At 71.6% G+C, this 14661-nt stretch carries 10 protein-coding genes; 5 read left to right on the top strand and 5 right to left on the bottom strand.

Annotated features, from left to right (window positions below):
• Positions 1 to 454: 454 nt before the first annotated feature.
• The gene (locus ACH34S_RS40115) at positions 455 to 2914 is read left to right on the top strand and encodes a sodium-translocating pyrophosphatase (protein WP_395958167.1); all 2460 of its coding nucleotides are present in this window, start codon (positions 455 to 457) and stop codon (positions 2912 to 2914) included.
• 514 nt (positions 2915 to 3428) lie between these two features.
• Positions 3429 to 3896, top strand: a complete 468-nt coding sequence (locus tag ACH34S_RS40110; RefSeq protein WP_395958166.1) for a SixA phosphatase family protein — start codon at positions 3429 to 3431, stop codon at positions 3894 to 3896.
• An 18-nt stretch (positions 3897 to 3914) separates the two neighbouring features.
• Here ACH34S_RS40110 and ACH34S_RS40105 read toward each other — a convergent pair whose 3' ends face one another.
• The 5 genes from ACH34S_RS40105 to ACH34S_RS40085 form a co-directional block, all read right to left on the bottom strand.
• Positions 3915 to 6110 carry an FUSC family protein gene (locus tag ACH34S_RS40105; protein WP_395958165.1) on the bottom strand — a complete coding sequence of 732 codons (2196 nt, stop codon included), beginning with the start codon at positions 6108 to 6110 and terminating at the stop codon, positions 3915 to 3917.
• Between the two features lie 313 nt (positions 6111 to 6423).
• The gene (gene serB, locus ACH34S_RS40100; protein ID WP_395958164.1) at positions 6424 to 7677 is read right to left on the bottom strand and encodes a phosphoserine phosphatase SerB; all 1254 of its coding nucleotides are present in this window, start codon (positions 7675 to 7677) and stop codon (positions 6424 to 6426) included.
• A 100-nt stretch (positions 7678 to 7777) separates the two neighbouring features.
• Positions 7778 to 8797 (bottom strand): S-adenosylmethionine:tRNA ribosyltransferase-isomerase, encoded by a 1020-nt coding sequence (locus ACH34S_RS40095; protein WP_395958163.1) that lies wholly within the window; start codon positions 8795 to 8797, stop codon positions 7778 to 7780.
• The gene (locus ACH34S_RS40090) at positions 8794 to 10848 is read right to left on the bottom strand and encodes an MFS transporter (RefSeq protein ID WP_395958162.1); all 2055 of its coding nucleotides are present in this window, start codon (positions 10846 to 10848) and stop codon (positions 8794 to 8796) included. The genes ACH34S_RS40095 and ACH34S_RS40090 overlap by 4 nt, the downstream gene beginning before the upstream one ends.
• Positions 10845 to 11630: an SDR family NAD(P)-dependent oxidoreductase gene (locus ACH34S_RS40085; RefSeq protein ID WP_395958161.1), complete on the bottom strand. Its 786-nt coding sequence runs from the start codon at positions 11628 to 11630 to the stop codon at positions 10845 to 10847. Before ACH34S_RS40085 ends, ACH34S_RS40090 begins: the two co-directional genes overlap by 4 nt.
• A 169-nt stretch (positions 11631 to 11799) precedes the next feature.
• Between ACH34S_RS40085 and ACH34S_RS40080 the strand changes: the two genes are divergently transcribed.
• From ACH34S_RS40080 to ACH34S_RS40070, 3 genes are all read left to right on the top strand, one after another.
• The gene (locus ACH34S_RS40080; RefSeq protein WP_395958160.1) at positions 11800 to 12990 is read left to right on the top strand and encodes a GAF domain-containing sensor histidine kinase; all 1191 of its coding nucleotides are present in this window, start codon (positions 11800 to 11802) and stop codon (positions 12988 to 12990) included.
• 68 nt (positions 12991 to 13058) lie between these two features.
• On the top strand, positions 13059 to 13721 hold the full coding sequence (locus tag ACH34S_RS40075; protein WP_395958247.1) for a response regulator: 663 nt from the start codon (positions 13059 to 13061) through the stop codon (positions 13719 to 13721).
• A gap of 36 nt (positions 13722 to 13757) precedes the next feature.
• Positions 13758 to 14543 (top strand): PP2C family protein-serine/threonine phosphatase, encoded by a 786-nt coding sequence (locus tag ACH34S_RS40070; protein ID WP_395958159.1) that lies wholly within the window; start codon positions 13758 to 13760, stop codon positions 14541 to 14543.
• Positions 14544 to 14661: the final 118 nt, after the last annotated feature.

Genomic DNA, 14661 nt, shown 5'->3' with positions numbered 1-14661 from the left:
TGACTTCGCAGGGCCGCAGGGCTGGGCTGGTGGGGTCGGTGGGGCGGGTGTTGCGAGAATCCCGGCAAGTTGATCTAGCTTTTCCCGATTTGGGTCTGGACATATTCCGTGTTAATGCCTAGCTTGAATAGAGCGTCGGCGGGGTCGCCGATGCGTCCGCAGCGGTGCGCGGCCGTCGATGTAGCCGCGGGGTAATAGCGGGCTAACCCCTGCTGACCTGCGGAGATGCCCCGTGCGGCGGCTTATCCGGCAAATTCCGGCGTATCGTCTGTTGCAATTCGGCGACATCCTCTTGAAGGGCCGTGCGGCCTTAACATTCGAGTGCCGCCTGCGTAGACTCCCGGGACCCGCGCTGCCGTGCGAGGCGTTCGGAATCGTGACTCGCGGGGTAACGCGGTAAAGATCGTCTTTGACCGGACGGTCGAGATCGCAACACCCCTGTCGAGGAGGATGGATGTCTGCTGGGCTTTCCCTGTCAAGCCCGGCCAGCGCAGAAGTGGATCTCGGCGGCGGCGACCTCTCACTGGTCGTCGTCGTCGCTGTGATCGCACTGTTGGCACTGGCCGTCGCCGCAGGTCTCGTGCGGGATGTGCTGGCCGCGGGCCAGGGCACCGACAAGATGCAAGAGATCGCGCGGGCCGTTCAGGTGGGCGCGAGTGCCTATCTGAAACGCCAGTTCCGAACGGTCGCGGTCTTCGTCGTCCTGATCCCGCTCGTCCTGCTGCTGCTCCCCGCCGATTCGACCGGTGAGCGGATCGGACGGTCGGTCTTCTTCGTCATCGGCGCGCTGTTCTCCGCCGTCACCGGCTTCACCGGCATGTGGCTGGCGGTCCGCGGGAACGTCCGCGTCGCCGCCGCCGCCCGGGAGAAGGACGGCGAGAAGACGGCGATGCGGATCGCGTTCCGCACCGGCGGCGTCGCGGGCATGTTCACCGTCGGCCTCGGGCTGTTCGGCGCGGCCGTCGTCGTGCTCGCCTACCAGGGCGACGCGCCGAAGGTCCTGGAGGGCTTCGGCTTCGGTGCCGCGCTGCTGGCCATGTTCATGCGAGTCGGCGGTGGCATCTTCACCAAGGCCGCCGACGTCGGCGCCGACCTGGTCGGCAAGGTCGAGCAGGGCATTCCGGAGGACGACCCGCGCAACGCGGCGACCATCGCCGACAACGTGGGCGACAACGTCGGCGACTGCGCCGGCATGGCCGCCGACCTGTTCGAGTCCTACGCCGTGATGCTGGTCGCGGCGCTGATCCTCGGCACCGCGGCGTTCGGTACCGAGGGCCTGGTGTTCCCGCTGATCGTCCCGATGATCGGCGTGATCACCGCGGTGATCGGGATCTTCGCCGTGATGCCCCGCGACGGCGACCGTTCCGGCATGACCGCGATCAACCGGGGCTTCTTCATCTCGGCGGGGATCTCCGCGATCCTCGTCGCGATCGCCGCGTTCGCGTACCTGCCGTCGTCGTTCGCCGACCTGACCGGCGTCACCGACCCCGAGATCCGGAGCCTGGACGCCGATCCGCGCATCGTGGCGCTCGGCGCCGTCATCATCGGCATCGTCCTGGCCAGCGCGATCCAGCTGCTGACCGGGTACTTCACCGAGACGAACCGCAAGCCCGTCCAGGAGGTCACCAACAGCGCCCGGACGGGCCCCGCGACCGTCATCCTGTCGGGCATCTCGCTCGGCCTGGAGTCGGCCGTCTACACCGCGCTCGTGATCGGCGGCGCCGTCTACGGGGCGTTCCTGCTCGGCTTCGGCAACACCACCGTCGCGCTGTTCGCGGTGGCGATGGCCGGTACCGGGCTGCTGACCACGGTCGGCGTGATCGTGTCGATGGACACCTTCGGTCCCGTCTCCGACAACGCCCAGGGCATCGCCGAGATGTCCGGGGACGTCGAGGGCGAGGCCGCGTCCATCCTGGAGCGGCTGGACGCCGTCGGCAACACCACCAAGGCGATCACCAAGGGCATCGCGATCGCGACGGCGGTCCTCGCCGCGACCGCGCTGTTCGGCTCCTTCCGGACGACGGTGATCTCCGCGCTGAACGACGCGTCCGACGACGCCAAGGACGCGCTCGGCGACTTCGGCGTGTTCAGCCTGTCGATCGACAACCCGAACGTGCTGATCGGGCTGATCATCGGCGCCGCGGTCGTGTTCATGTTCTCCGGCCTGGCGATCTCGGCGGTCGGCCGTGCGGCCGGACGCGTCGTGGTCGAGGTGCGCGAGCAGTTCCGCACCAAGCCCGGGATCATGGACTACACCGAGAAGCCCGACTACGACCGGGTCGTGGACATCTGCACCCGGGACGCGCAGCGCGAGCTCGCCACCCCCGGCCTGCTGGCGATCATGACTCCGATCGCGGTCGGCTTCGCGCTCGGCTACGCGCCCCTCGGCGCGTACCTGGGCGGCGCGATCGCGGCCGGTGTCCTGATGGCGGTGTTCCTCGCCAACTCCGGCGGCGCCTGGGACAACGCCAAGAAGCTCGTCGAGGAGGGCCACCTCGGGGGCAAGGGCAGCCCCGCGCACGAGGCCACCATCATCGGCGACACGGTCGGCGACCCGTTCAAGGACACCGCGGGCCCAGCCATCAACCCGCTGATCAAGGTGATGAACCTGGTCGCGCTGCTGATCGCGCCCGCGGTCGTGACGTATGCGGGCAACACCGTCCTGCGCGTCGTCGTGACCGCGCTGTCCGTCGGTGTCGTGGTGGCCGCCATCGTGGTGTCCAAGCGGCGCGCGGACCCGATCGCCGAGCCCGCCATCGCGGGTGGCGCCCCGGCGCCGTCCGCCACGGAGAGCGGCGAGGCCGAGGGCGGCGCCATCGAGGAGGCCACTCCGGAGGAGGCGTCGGTCGGCGCCGACTCCAACGGCACCCCGGCAGAGTCGGGCACCGAGGAATCGTCCGCTAACAAGGCATAACCTCGTCCAACCAGAGGGGCCGGTGGCATCACGCCACCGGCCCCTTTTGGTTTGGCTAGGGGGCGACGAGAGCGGCCAGACCCCAGATGGCGAGGATGATGCCGAGCATCACGCCGAGCATGAGCGCGAAGCCCTTGGGCCCCGACATCGTCGACTTCCCGCCGCCGCTCGCCACAGCGCCTCCCGCTTTCTCATGCTTTCGTCCAGTGGACGCGTAACGCGTCGTCTACAGCGTATGGCCGCCCCCAAGCAACCATGACAACGCACCGGCCGCTGAGCGGCCTCTCGTTGAGCGAACCCGTTGAGCGAACCCGTTGAGCAACGACAGCAACCACCACCGCAACCACGCAACAACCTGAGCCACCGCGATCGCGTCCGAAGGCAGGTTCGAGCTTGCGAGAACCTGATCGCGCAGCGAGCCGCCAGGCGAGACGGAGCGATGCCAGCGATCGCCCGTGTTTCTCGACGATGGAGGCCCTCTAGGGCCGAAGGAGGAGAGAAATACAATCAAATAATGCCGACGCTCATCGTTCTTCGTCACGCCAAGGCCGTTGCCGGGCTGGGGATTCCCGACATCGACCGCACCCTCAACGACCGGGGGCGGCGCGACGCCGCGGCGACCGGTGAGTGGTTGCGGGCGAACGACCTCGTCCCCGATTCGGTGCTGTGCTCGACGGCGGCGCGGACGCGGGAGACGCTCGCTCTGCTGGACGTCGACGCCGAGGTGAGCTTCGAGTCCGGGATCTACGACAACGACGCCGACGAGCTTCTCGATCTCGTCGCCCGGTCGTCGGACGACGCCGAGCGCGTCCTGCTGGTCGGGCACAACCCGTCCGTGCACCAGATCGTCCATGATCTGGCCGGGGAGGCGCCGGACGCCTTCCCGACCTGCGCGCTCGCCGTGATCGACCTGCCGGGCGCGTGGACCGGCGTCCGGCCCGGCGCCGGAACGCTCCGCACCGTCCGCACCCCGAAGGACTGACACCTCTGGCGTGGCGGGTCAGGTGCGTGGCTGCGCGGCGGCCAGGGACGACTCGATGACCGTTCCCGTGTCGCGGCGCAGCGCTCTGATCGTGTAGCGGGTCCCGGAGACCTGGAAGAGGGCGTGCTGGACGGGGGTGAACGTGTCCCCGCTCGCGCCCGACTTGATCTCGGCACGGCGGCGGCGGGTGAGCGTGGACAGGTGGGTGTCGAGGTCGGCGAGCTCCTCGCTGAGCTCCTCGGCGGGCAGGGCGCCCTTCGGGTCGAGGTTCTCCGGGTCCTCCAGCTGCTCCGCTGCCTCTTCGAGCTCGTCGGCGAGGCGGTCGAGGATCTCGGGGATCGGGCCGGTGTCCACGGCCTCCTCGCGGGACAGCCGCGCGACGGCGATGAGGTGGTCGCGGGTGCGGTGCGCGGCGTCCACGGCGGTGCCCAGTTCGTCGATCAGCTCGGTGTCGGGGAGCCGTTCGTGGCCGAGCCGATCCCGGGTGCGGTCGACGGCCTCCGCCGACCGTCCGGCCGCGGCGACCGTTTCGTCCGGCAGCCGGACGATCTCCCCGGCGAGCACGTCCGCCGTCGTCCGGACGAGGCGGGCGAGGGCGCCGAGCTGCCGCCCGAGCAGGACCGGCAGCCGCTCCACGTGCCCGGCGGGCCACAGCAGGCGGACGGCGAGGTACGTCATGAGCGTCCCGCCGAAGGTCAGCACGATCCGCTCGCCCGCGATGACCCAGTCGGCGGGTGTGGAAAAGTCCAGCAGCATCATCGCCAGCGGCGTCCCGAACAGCGCCCAGTAGGTGTAGTTCACCGCGCGCATCGCGAACCCGGCCAGCGCGAACCCGAAGATGATCATCGCGATGGCGGGCTCGTCGGGCGCGAGCGTCAGGATGACGGCCGCGATCACCGACCCGGCCGCGGTGCCGCCGACGCGCTGGAAGACGTGCTCGACCGTCTCGCCGTAGGTCGCGCGCAGGCTCAGCATCGCGGTGATCGTCATCCAGTGCCCGTGCGACAGACCCAGCGCGGCGGACAGCGCCATCGACGCGACGGCCGTCACGAACACCCGCGACACCTGCCGGAACATCGGCGACCGGGTGCGGACGGCGCGGCGCACGCGGGCCCACACCGGCAGCGGGTCGAGCGTCTCCGGCATCCGCGGCGCGCCGAAACCGAACCGCAGCCCGCCCGCGACGATCCGGCGGGCGGAGGCGACCTCGCCCGCGATCCGCTCGATCGACCGGCGCACCTGCCCGATCAGCGAGACCGCGATGAGGTCCTCGTCCCCGGCCTGCCCGGCGCGCCTGATGTGCTCCGCGGCCCGGCCCATCCGCCGGACGGCCGCCGACTCCTCGCGGCCGAGCGGCGCCTCGCCCGCGCTCGCCACGCCGCCCGACAGCAGCCGCAGCCGCGCCGCGAGCGCCGAGATCGCCGTCTGCGTCTCCAGCTCCCACTCGCGGTCCGGCGGATAGTTCTTCGCGGCCTCCAGGACGGCCTGGAGCGTCACCGTCTCGTGCAGGACGCGCCCGAGCGCGTCGAGCAGCCGCTCGGGCCGGGTGGGGTCGCCGCCCCCGCGCCCGGACCGGTACAGCCCGTAGGTGGTGCGCGCGGCCGACAGCGCCTCGGACGCCGCCCGCCGCTTGACCTCCCAGTCAGGGATGCGGATGACGTCGAGCAGGTCGGGATTCGTGAGGTCGACCTCGTCGAGAGGGGTGCTGTCGGGGGTTCCGACGTCCTGCGCGACGGCGTCCAGCGCCTCCGCGACCGCGTCGGCGGCCTCGCTCAGCGCCGTCCGCAGCGGCCGCAGCCGCCGCGCGGGCCACGGCGCCAGCAGCAGCCCGGCGGTGAGCGACCCGCCAATCAGCTCCAGGATCCCGATGGCGACGACGTCGGCGGACGGCGGCCGGATCGCGCTGAGCAGCACCGCCAGCCCCGCCGTCGGCCCGATCCGCGGCACGGCCACGCCGAGCGCGATCAGCGGCGGCACGACGGCCACGGCCAGCCAGGTGTGCCCGGCCAGCAGCCCGCCCACCGTGGACCCGACCGTCACCACCAGCACCCCGACCGCGAGGTCCCGCGCCCGCGCCCCGTACGGCCCCTCCGGCGTGCGAAGCGCGACCAGGTACGCGCCCAGCGCGATCATCGCCCCCTGCGCGCCGTGCCCGGTCAGTGTCCCGACGAACAACGGCACGGCCATGGCGAGCGCCGCCGCCAACCCGTACATGGGCGCCGCAGACCCCTCGACCTGGGCATAGGCCCCCCGAGCCCGCCTGAACATGATCAGTCTCTACCCAGCGGGGCGACCCCCTGGAACCCCCAGGTAACGGCACAGGCGATCTTCACGCCGCCGTTGCGGTCTGCCTTCCCGTCGCGGACGTGCGTTGCGTCGCTGCTGCGACGTCTGGGCTTTCTTGGACCTGACCTCAGCCGGGGTGCGGGGCAGGCAGGTGGAGCGAGAGCTGCGAGCGGAGGTCACATGATCCGGTGAGCCGGGCGACCGGAGCGGCACGTCGCGGTGCCGCGCGGTCGCTGGGTTCTTAGTTGTGGTGTGAGGGTCGCCCGGCTCGTGATGGGGATTCCACGGGGTCGCCCCTCTGGGCATCAAGAGCGTCGGCGGCTTCTACTTCCTCGTGGGAGATGCCCAGGAGGAAGAGGATCGTGTCCAGGTACGGGACGTTGACTGCGGTGTCGGCGGCCTGGCGGACGACCGGTTTGGCGTTGTAGGCGATGCCGAGCCCGGCGGCCTGGAGCATGTCGAGGTCGTTGGCGCCGTCGCCGATGGCGACGGTCTGGCTGAGGGGGACGCCGGCCTCGCGGGCGAAGCGCTCGAGGGCGGTGGCCTTGCCGGCGCGGTCGATCACCGGGCCGTCGATCCGGCCCGTGATCTTGCCGCTCTCGATCTCCAGGGTGTTGGCGGCGGAGTAGTCGATGCCGAGATCGTCGACGAGCGCGTCGGTGACCTGGGTGAAACCGCCGCTGACGATGGCGAACTTGTAGTCGAGGCGCTTCAGCGTCCGGACCATGGTGCGGGCTCCGGCGGCGAGCTGGAGCTTGTCGCGGACGTCCTCCAGGGCGGACGCGTCCAGCCCGGCGAGGAGCGCGACCCGTTCGCGGAGGGAGCCCTCGAAGTCGAGCTCGCCGCGCATGGCGGCCTCGGTGACCTTGGCGACCTCGTCGAGGCAGCCTGCGTGCTCGGCGAGCAGCTCGATGACCTCGCCCTGGATGAGGGTGGAGTCGACGTCCATGACGACGAGGCGCTTGGCGCGGCGGTGCAGGCCGCTCTGCTGGACGGCGACGTCCACCTGCTGCTGCGCGGCCTCGACGGCCAGCCCGGCGCGGAGGGCGTCGGGGTCGGCTCCGGACACGTCCATCTCGATGCAGGTGACGGGCGTGTGCGCGAGCCGCTCGATGCGGTCGATGTTGGCGCCGTGCGCGGAGATCCGGCCCGAGATCCCCGCCATCGCGGCGGGCTTCAGCGGGGCGCCGAGCACGGTGACGTGCAGGCGCCCGCTGCGCTTCGGCGTCCGCTTGTTGCGGCCCGTGGAGAGCTCGATCTCCATGTCGAGGTCGTTCGCGACGCGTTCGGCGGCGTTCCACACGCGGCCGATGTCGGCGCCCTCGGTGTAGGAGAGCAGGACGCCGAGGATCAACCTGCCCCTGATCACGACCTGCTCCACGTCGGCGACGGTGAGCGGGAACTCGGCGAGTGTGGTGAAGAGGCGCGACGTCACGCCGGGGCGGTCGCGTCCGGTGAGCGTGATGAGCAGTGTGCGCTGCGCTGACCCGTCCATAACTATTCACAACGGTACCGGCCGCGAAAACCGGCCCGTGCGCCCGACCCCACCCGTAGCGTCCTGGCCGATCCCTGGCGTCCGACCCCGCCCGTAGCCTTCAAGGAAGGATCAGATTCGCGTCCCCGAACTCATGCCAGAGGTAACGCTCGGCCAGCGCGGCCTCGTAGGTGGCGGTGAGCAGCTCGCTTCCGGCGATGGCGGTGAGCATCATCAGGTGGGACGACTTGGGCTCGTGCAGGCCGGTGATGAGGCCGTCCACGGCGCGGACGCCGCGTTCGGGCGTCACGACGTGCTCGGTCCACCCTTTGGACGCCTGGACGCGTCCAGCGGCGTTCACGGACGTCTCCAGCGCGCGGACGGCGGTCGTCCCGACGGCGATCACCCGGCCGCCGCGCGCGCGGACGTGCTCGACCAGCGCGGCCGTCGGTTCGGGGACCTCGTAGCGCTCGGCGTAGGGCGGTTCGTGCGCCTCGGGGGACGCGACCCCGGTGTGCAGCGTGATCGGCGCCATCAGGACGCCGCGCGAGACCAGCCGCGTCACCAGCTCAGGCGTGAACGGGCGGGCTGCGCTGGGCATTTCGGCACTGCCCGTCGATCGATCACCCGCGAAAACCGTCTGGTAGGCGGCGGCCGGCCAGTCACGGCGGACGTACCCGTACCGGATCGGCACCCCGTAGCGCCGCAGGTAGGGGACCACATCGGTGCTCAGCCGCGCCTGCCAGAGCCGGTCTGTATGCCGTCCGACGAGAGTCAGATTGGCGCCGCCGGGCAGCGGGATCCACTCGCCCGGGCTGCCGCCCGAGTAGGGGTGACTGGACTTCCCGGCGACCCGCCGAAGCTCGATTATCCACAGGTTCGCGTCCGCGCCCGGGACCGGTGTCGAGAAGTGGACACTGATCCTGTCGAGCCGGACCGCGGCCGGCAGCGTGGCCGACGTGTTGACGACCAGCAGGTCACCGGGGGTGAGCAGTGCGGGCAGTTCGCGGAATTCGTGATGGGAGACCTCGCCGGCGGCGCGGCGCGAGACGAGGAGCCGGACGCCGTCACGGGCCCGGCCGCGGGCCTCGGGGGGCTCGTGGGCCTCCAGGGCGCTGGGAAGGGTGAATTCGACGGTCATTTCCTGGCCTCCAGCCGGAGAGCGGCGATCACGCCGAACGCGGCGATCGCGGCGAACAACGCTCCGGCGACGGCCAGGCCCGTGCCGAGCCTGTCCGCGCCGAAGCCAGCGACCAGTGCGCCCGCGACCCCGACCACGAGGGACGAGCCGAGGGTGTCGCTGATCTGCAGCGAGGACGAGTTGACGCCCTGCTCGTCCTCGGGTGAAAGGTCGAGGAGCAGGACGGAGAGGCTGCCGATGGCGAAGCCCATCCCGGCGCCGCCGATGATCCACGCGGGCGCGGCCAGCCAGCCGGAGATCTGCAGCGCCACGGCGGCGGCGAGAATCCCGGCGGTGGTGAGCACGGCGCCGAGCAGCGCGTAGAACTCGCGCGGCCGCTCCGACCTGCCCTGGATCTGCGACGCCGCCGACCAGCCCAGCGCCCCGACCGTCAGGACGACACCGGCCTGCGCCGCGCTGAAGTCGTGCAGCCGGGTCAGCGCGAGCGGGATGAACACGTCGGTGCCGAAGAACGCGCCGGACAGCAGCCCCCGCACGAGCACGACGCTCGGCAGCCCGCGGCGGAGCCGGAGCGTCCCGGCGGGCAGCAGCCGCGGCAGCCCGAACCCGAGTCCCGCGAGCCCGGCGACGGCGGCGAGCGCCATCGTCCAGCCGGGCCTGTCCAGCCCGTACAGCAGGACGCCGGTCCCCGCCGCCACGGCAACGGCGGCCACATGCCGCCCCCTGCCCGCCGGCGGTGCGGCCTCCACCGTCTTGATATTGCGCAGCGCAGGCACCAGCAGCAACGCCGAAGGAATCACCAACGGAACCAGCCCGAGGAACACCCACCGCCAGTCGACGTGCTCAGCGACGAGCCCCCCGATCGCCGGGCCGATCAGCGAAGGAAGCACCCACGCCGCCGACAGCGCCGCGAACACCCGGGAGCGCAACTCCTCCGGATAGACGCGAGCGATCACGACATACATCGCGACCAGCGACACACCCGTGCCAAGACCCTGCACAGCCCGCCCGGCGACGAACACCCACATGGACGGCGCCGCCCCCGCGATCACCAGCCCGGCGACGAACGTCCCGAGCCCGATCATGAACGGCCGCACGGGCCCGGACCGATCGACCCATCCACCGGCCAGCACCGTCGAAAGCAGGCTCATGATCAGCGTCGCGCTGAACCCCCACGCGTACAGCGCCAGCCCGTCCAGATCCCCCGCCACCAGCGGCATCACCGTGCCCACGGCCATGCTCTCGAACGCCAGCAGCGTGACGACCATGACGATCCCGAACGTCGTCCCCCGAAACCCGCCCCCAAGCACACCCCGCGCACCCCTCGACCCCGCCAACTCAGCCCCCGCCCGCTCGGCCGCCACCTCCCCGGTCGCCGACCCAGGCCCGCCCTGCTCGTCCACGGACGTCCCGAACGCTCTGCCGGGCACGTCCAACTCAGCCGCCGCCTCCCCAACCGCCAATGCAGGCCCTGCCTGCTTGGCCGCCTCTCCGATCGCCGATGCAGGCCCGCCCTGCTCGGGGCCGGCCGCCTCGAACGCTCTGCTGGGCACGGCCAGCTCGGCCGCCGCCTCCCCAATCGCCGGTGCAGGCCCCGCCCGCTCGTCCACCGCTCTCCCGATAACCGGGCCAGGCCCCGCCTGCTTGGAAATCGCCCTCCCGGGGGCCGGTGCAGGTCCAGCCTGCTCGGGCGCGGCCGTCCCGAACGCTTTGCTGGGCGCGGCCAGCTCGGCCGCCGCCTCCCCAATCGCCGGTGCGGGCCCTGCCTGCTTGGACGCCGGCTTCCCGAGCGTTGGCGCAGATCCGGTCTGTTCGGGTTCGACCGTTCCGAGCGCTTTGCTGGGTGCGGCCAGCTCGGGCTCCGCCTTCCCGAGGGCCGGTGCGGGCCCTGCTTGCTCGGCCGCCGCTTTTCCGAAATCTGGGCCGGGCTGCGCCTGTTCGGGCGTCGTCTTGCCGAGCGCCGGGACGGGCCCCGCCTGGTCAGGGAGCGGTTCGGGGCGCGGCTGTGCTGTGGGATTGGTCTGGTCGGGGGGTTCTAGGACGGTGGTCATTGGGTGGCTGCCAGGGCTGAGGCGCGGTAGCGGCCGCTGGGGAGGTGGTCGGTCACCAGGTGGTGGAGGGCGGCAGCGGCCTCCTCCGGTGGGGGAGCGGAATCGGCGTCCTCGCCTGCGGCGCGGAGCATGTCGGTGTTCATCTCGCCTGGATCCACCCACCAGACGGACACGTCCGGTTCCTCGGCGGCTAGGACGTTCGAGAGCTGCTCGAGCGCCGCCTTGGACGACCCGTAGCCGCCCCACGTCTCGTAGTTCTCCACTGCCGCGTCCGACGTGATGTTGAGAATCGCGCCGTGCCGCTCCCGCAGGCTCGGCAGGGCGTCCTGGATGAGCGCCAGCGGTGCGAGGACGTTCGTGGCGAACGTGTCCGCAAGGTCGGTGACGGGCAGTGCGGCGAGCCGGTGCATCGGGGTCGGGCCGAGGGTGCTCGCGTTGTTGACGAGCAGGTCGAGGCCGCCGTCCGTGGCCCGGACGAGGTCGGCGCGGTGCGCTGGGTCGGTGACGTCCCCCGCGATGGCGGTGACGCCGCCGCCAGTGCCCGCGTTGCCGCCGGCGGTGCCCGTGCCGCCGCTGTTGGCCGCGCCGACGGTGTCGGTGGCCGCGTTGACGGTGTCAGTGGGGGCGTTGTTGCTGGTCGCGGTGCGGATGTCGTCTGCTGCTGCGGCCAGTGCGGTCGCGTCGCGGGCGTTGATGATGACGTGCCAGCCGTCCCGGACGAGCTCGCGGGCCAGGGCCCGGCCGAGGCCCCGGGAGGCTCCGGTGATCAGTGCTGTCTTCATGCCTCCGACGCTAGAAATCGGCGCCGCTTGCGGCATCGGCCGTCGGGACCGCTGGACGGTGGTCAGATGGTCCTAGGACCGCCGTCCCGGACCCGCGGACGGGACCGGCGGTGACCTCGTACCGGAGGCTGATTCGAGAAATCCCGCACAGCGAGTACGGTCTTCACATGTGAGCGCCGCGAGGCGCGCGGGCCAGCGGAGACGAGAGGCCGGGATGGACACCGACGGCGGAAGCGGCGGCCAGGGCGCGACCTTGCGCGCCGTGAGCTCCGCGGTGCTCGCGGTGACCCGGCACCTGTCCGTGCACGAGGTGCTGCAGGTGATCGTCCGGGCGGCGGCGCAGCTGCTGGACGCCCAGTACGCGGCCCTCGGCGTCCCGGACGACGCGGGCTCGTTCGCCGAGTTCGTCGTCGAGGGCATCTCCGACGAGCAGTGGGAGCGCATCGGCCCGCTGCCGCGCCAGCACGGCATGCTCGCCGCGATGCTGCACGGCGACACGCCCAAGCGGCTCGCCGACATCCGCAGGGAGCCCGAGTTCGAGGGGTGGCCGCAGGCGCATCCCGTCCTGAAAGACTTCCTGGGCGTGCCGATCCGGGACGGCGAGGACGTCATCGGCATCATCTTCCTGGCCAACAAGAAGCGTCCCGGCGGCTTCACCGGCGACGACGAAGAGCTCCTCACCCTGTTCGCCGCGCACGCCGCGATCGCCGTCACGAACGCTCGCCTGTACGAGCACAACCGCGAGCTGACGGTCGTCGCCGAACGCAACCGCATGGCCCGCGAGCTGCACGACGCCGTCGCGCAGAAGCTGTTCTCGCTGCGCCTCACCGCGCGCACCGCGTCCGCGCTGGCCGAGCGCGACCCCGTCCGGACCGTCCAGGAGCTGGAGCAGGTCGAGCGGCTCGCCGCCGAGGCCCTCGCCGAACTCCGCGCCGTGATCTTCGAGCTGCGCCCGGCGGACCTCACCGACGGCCTGGTCTCCTCGCTGCGCAAGCACGTCGAGGTCCTCGACCGGGCGCACGAGACGACCGTGCGCATCGCCGCCGACGAGGCCGTCGTCCTGCCCGAAGATCAGGAGGCCGTCGCGTTCCGCATCACCCAGGAGGCGCTCTACAACGCGCTCCGCCACGCGGGTGCGCGGACTGTCGAGGTGCGGCTCGGCACGCGGGACGGGCAGGCCGTGCTGGAGGTCGCCGACGACGGGTCCGGGTTCGACGCGTCCGACACGGCGGCCGCCGAGCAGCAGAACGGGCTCGGCCTCGCGTCCATGCGCGACCGCGCCTACTCGATCGGCGGCGCGCTCACGATCGACGCCGCGCCCGGGCAGGGCACGACCGTCCGGCTGGAGGTGCCGCTGTGACGGCGAACGTGCGCGAGCCGGGCTCCCCGAGTGGGGACGGCCCCCGACGCCCCCCGGGCAGGGCACCGATCAGGGTCCTCATCGCGGACGACCATCCGGTCGTCCGGCAGGGGCTGCGCACCTTCCTCGGCATCCAGGACGACATCGAGGTCGTCGGCGAGGCGGAGGACGGCACGTCGGCCGTGACACTGGCCGAATCCCTGGAGCCCGATATCGTGCTCATGGACCTCAAGATGCCGGGCGCCGACGGCCTGACAGCGCTGACGGAGCTGCGGGCTCGCGGGGTGGCGTCACGGGTCCTGGTCCTTACCAGCGTCACCGAACGCGGGCACGTGCTGCCGGCCGTTCAGGCGGGCGCAGCCGGGTACCTGTACAAGGACGTCGACCCACAGGCGCTCGTCCAGGCGATCCGGGCGGTCCACGACGGGCACGTGCTGTTCGCGCCCGACGCGGCCGAGGCGATGCTGGCGGACGGGCCGGACGCGCAGGACGACCGCGGCCTGGCCGCGCTGACCGAACGTGAACGGGAGGTGCTCGTGCACATCGCGCGGGGCAGATCCAACCGGGAGATCGCCCGCGCGCTCGTGGTGTCCGAGAAGACGGTCAAGACACACGTCAGTAATCTGCTCATGAAACTGGGAGTCCAGGATCGGACGCAGGCGGCGCTCTACGCCGTCCGGCACGGTGTCGGCACGTCCGGCGCCGATGGCGAGGCAGCCGCCCGCGACTGATACAACTCCTCTGACCGGATCGTCATCGAAATTGGTATGAACGTAGCTATCAGATACGCAGCAGGCAGCGACATCGGCTGCAACCGAGAGAACAATGAAGACTCGGGCTACGCCGGTGCGCGGCTGATCGCGGTCGCGGACGGCATGGGCGGCTACGCGGGCGGTGAGGTCGCGAGCTCGACCGTCATCGGCTCCCTGCGCTCGCTCGACACCGACACCCCGCAGGACGATCTCGTCGAGAGCCTCGGCCGCGCCGTGGCGGAGGCCAACGAGAAGCTGCGCATCGTCCGGGAGGAACGTCCGGACCTGAGCCGCATGGGCACGACGCTCACCGCCATGCTGTGGTCGGGCGAGTCCGTCGCGCTCGCGCACGTCGGCGACTCGCGCGGCTACCTCCTACGGGACGGCGAGCTCTTCCAGATGACGCAGGACCACACCATGGACGAGCTCCTCAAGGCGGAGGCCGAGCAGGCGGGCCAGACGGCCGACCCTGCGGAGACGTCCCGGCTGTCGCACGTCCTGTACCGGGTCCTGGACGGACGCGAGGACCGCGAACCCGACCTGCGCCTCCGCGAGGCCCGGCTCGGCGACCGCTACCTCCTCTGCTCGGACGGCCTGAGCGGCCCCGTCGACGCCCAGCGCATCTACGAGATCCTGTCCGCCGAGGCCGACCCGCAGCGCGCCGTCGACCGGCTGATCGAACTGGCCCGCGAGAACGGCGGCCCCGACAACATCACCGCCGTCGTCGCCGACGTCATCGAATCCGACCACATCACCACCACCGACCCCCCCATGGTCGTAGGCGCCGCCGCCCAGTCCTGACCGACCACCCACCCACCCCACCCCGACCCATCGGCCGCACACTCTGGACACCGGCTGATCCCACCGCACGCGCCCTCTCCGCCATACGGCACGCCTCCTCCCCGACCACCCCACCCCC

The sequence above is a fragment of the Actinomadura sp. 3N508 genome, assembly GCF_044326375.1.
GTDB lineage: Bacteria > Actinomycetota > Actinomycetes > Streptosporangiales > Streptosporangiaceae > Spirillospora.
Note: the sequence above shows the minus strand (reverse complement) of the source record. Positions and strands in the feature narration are given on the sequence as shown.

What these genes read in the sequence shown, in the direction of transcription:
- ACH34S_RS40115 (WP_395958167.1), top strand. Translation starts at nt 455, where the DNA reads ATGTCTGCTGGGCTTTCCCTGTCAAGCCCGGCCAGCGCAGAAGTGGAT.
- ACH34S_RS40110 (WP_395958166.1), top strand. Translation starts at nt 3,429, where the DNA reads ATGCCGACGCTCATCGTTCTTCGTCACGCCAAGGCCGTTGCCGGGCTG.
- ACH34S_RS40105 (WP_395958165.1), bottom strand. Translation starts at nt 6,110, where the DNA reads ATGTACGGGTTGGCGGCGGCGCTCGCCATGGCCGTGCCGTTGTTCGTC.
- serB (WP_395958164.1), bottom strand. Translation starts at nt 7,677, where the DNA reads ATGGACGGGTCAGCGCAGCGCACACTGCTCATCACGCTCACCGGACGC.
- ACH34S_RS40095 (WP_395958163.1), bottom strand. Translation starts at nt 8,797, where the DNA reads ATGACCGTCGAATTCACCCTTCCCAGCGCCCTGGAGGCCCACGAGCCC.
- ACH34S_RS40090 (WP_395958162.1), bottom strand. Translation starts at nt 10,848, where the DNA reads ATGACCACCGTCCTAGAACCCCCCGACCAGACCAATCCCACAGCACAG.
- ACH34S_RS40085 (WP_395958161.1), bottom strand. Translation starts at nt 11,630, where the DNA reads ATGAAGACAGCACTGATCACCGGAGCCTCCCGGGGCCTCGGCCGGGCC.
- ACH34S_RS40070 (WP_395958159.1), top strand. Translation starts at nt 13,758, where the DNA reads ATGAACGTAGCTATCAGATACGCAGCAGGCAGCGACATCGGCTGCAAC.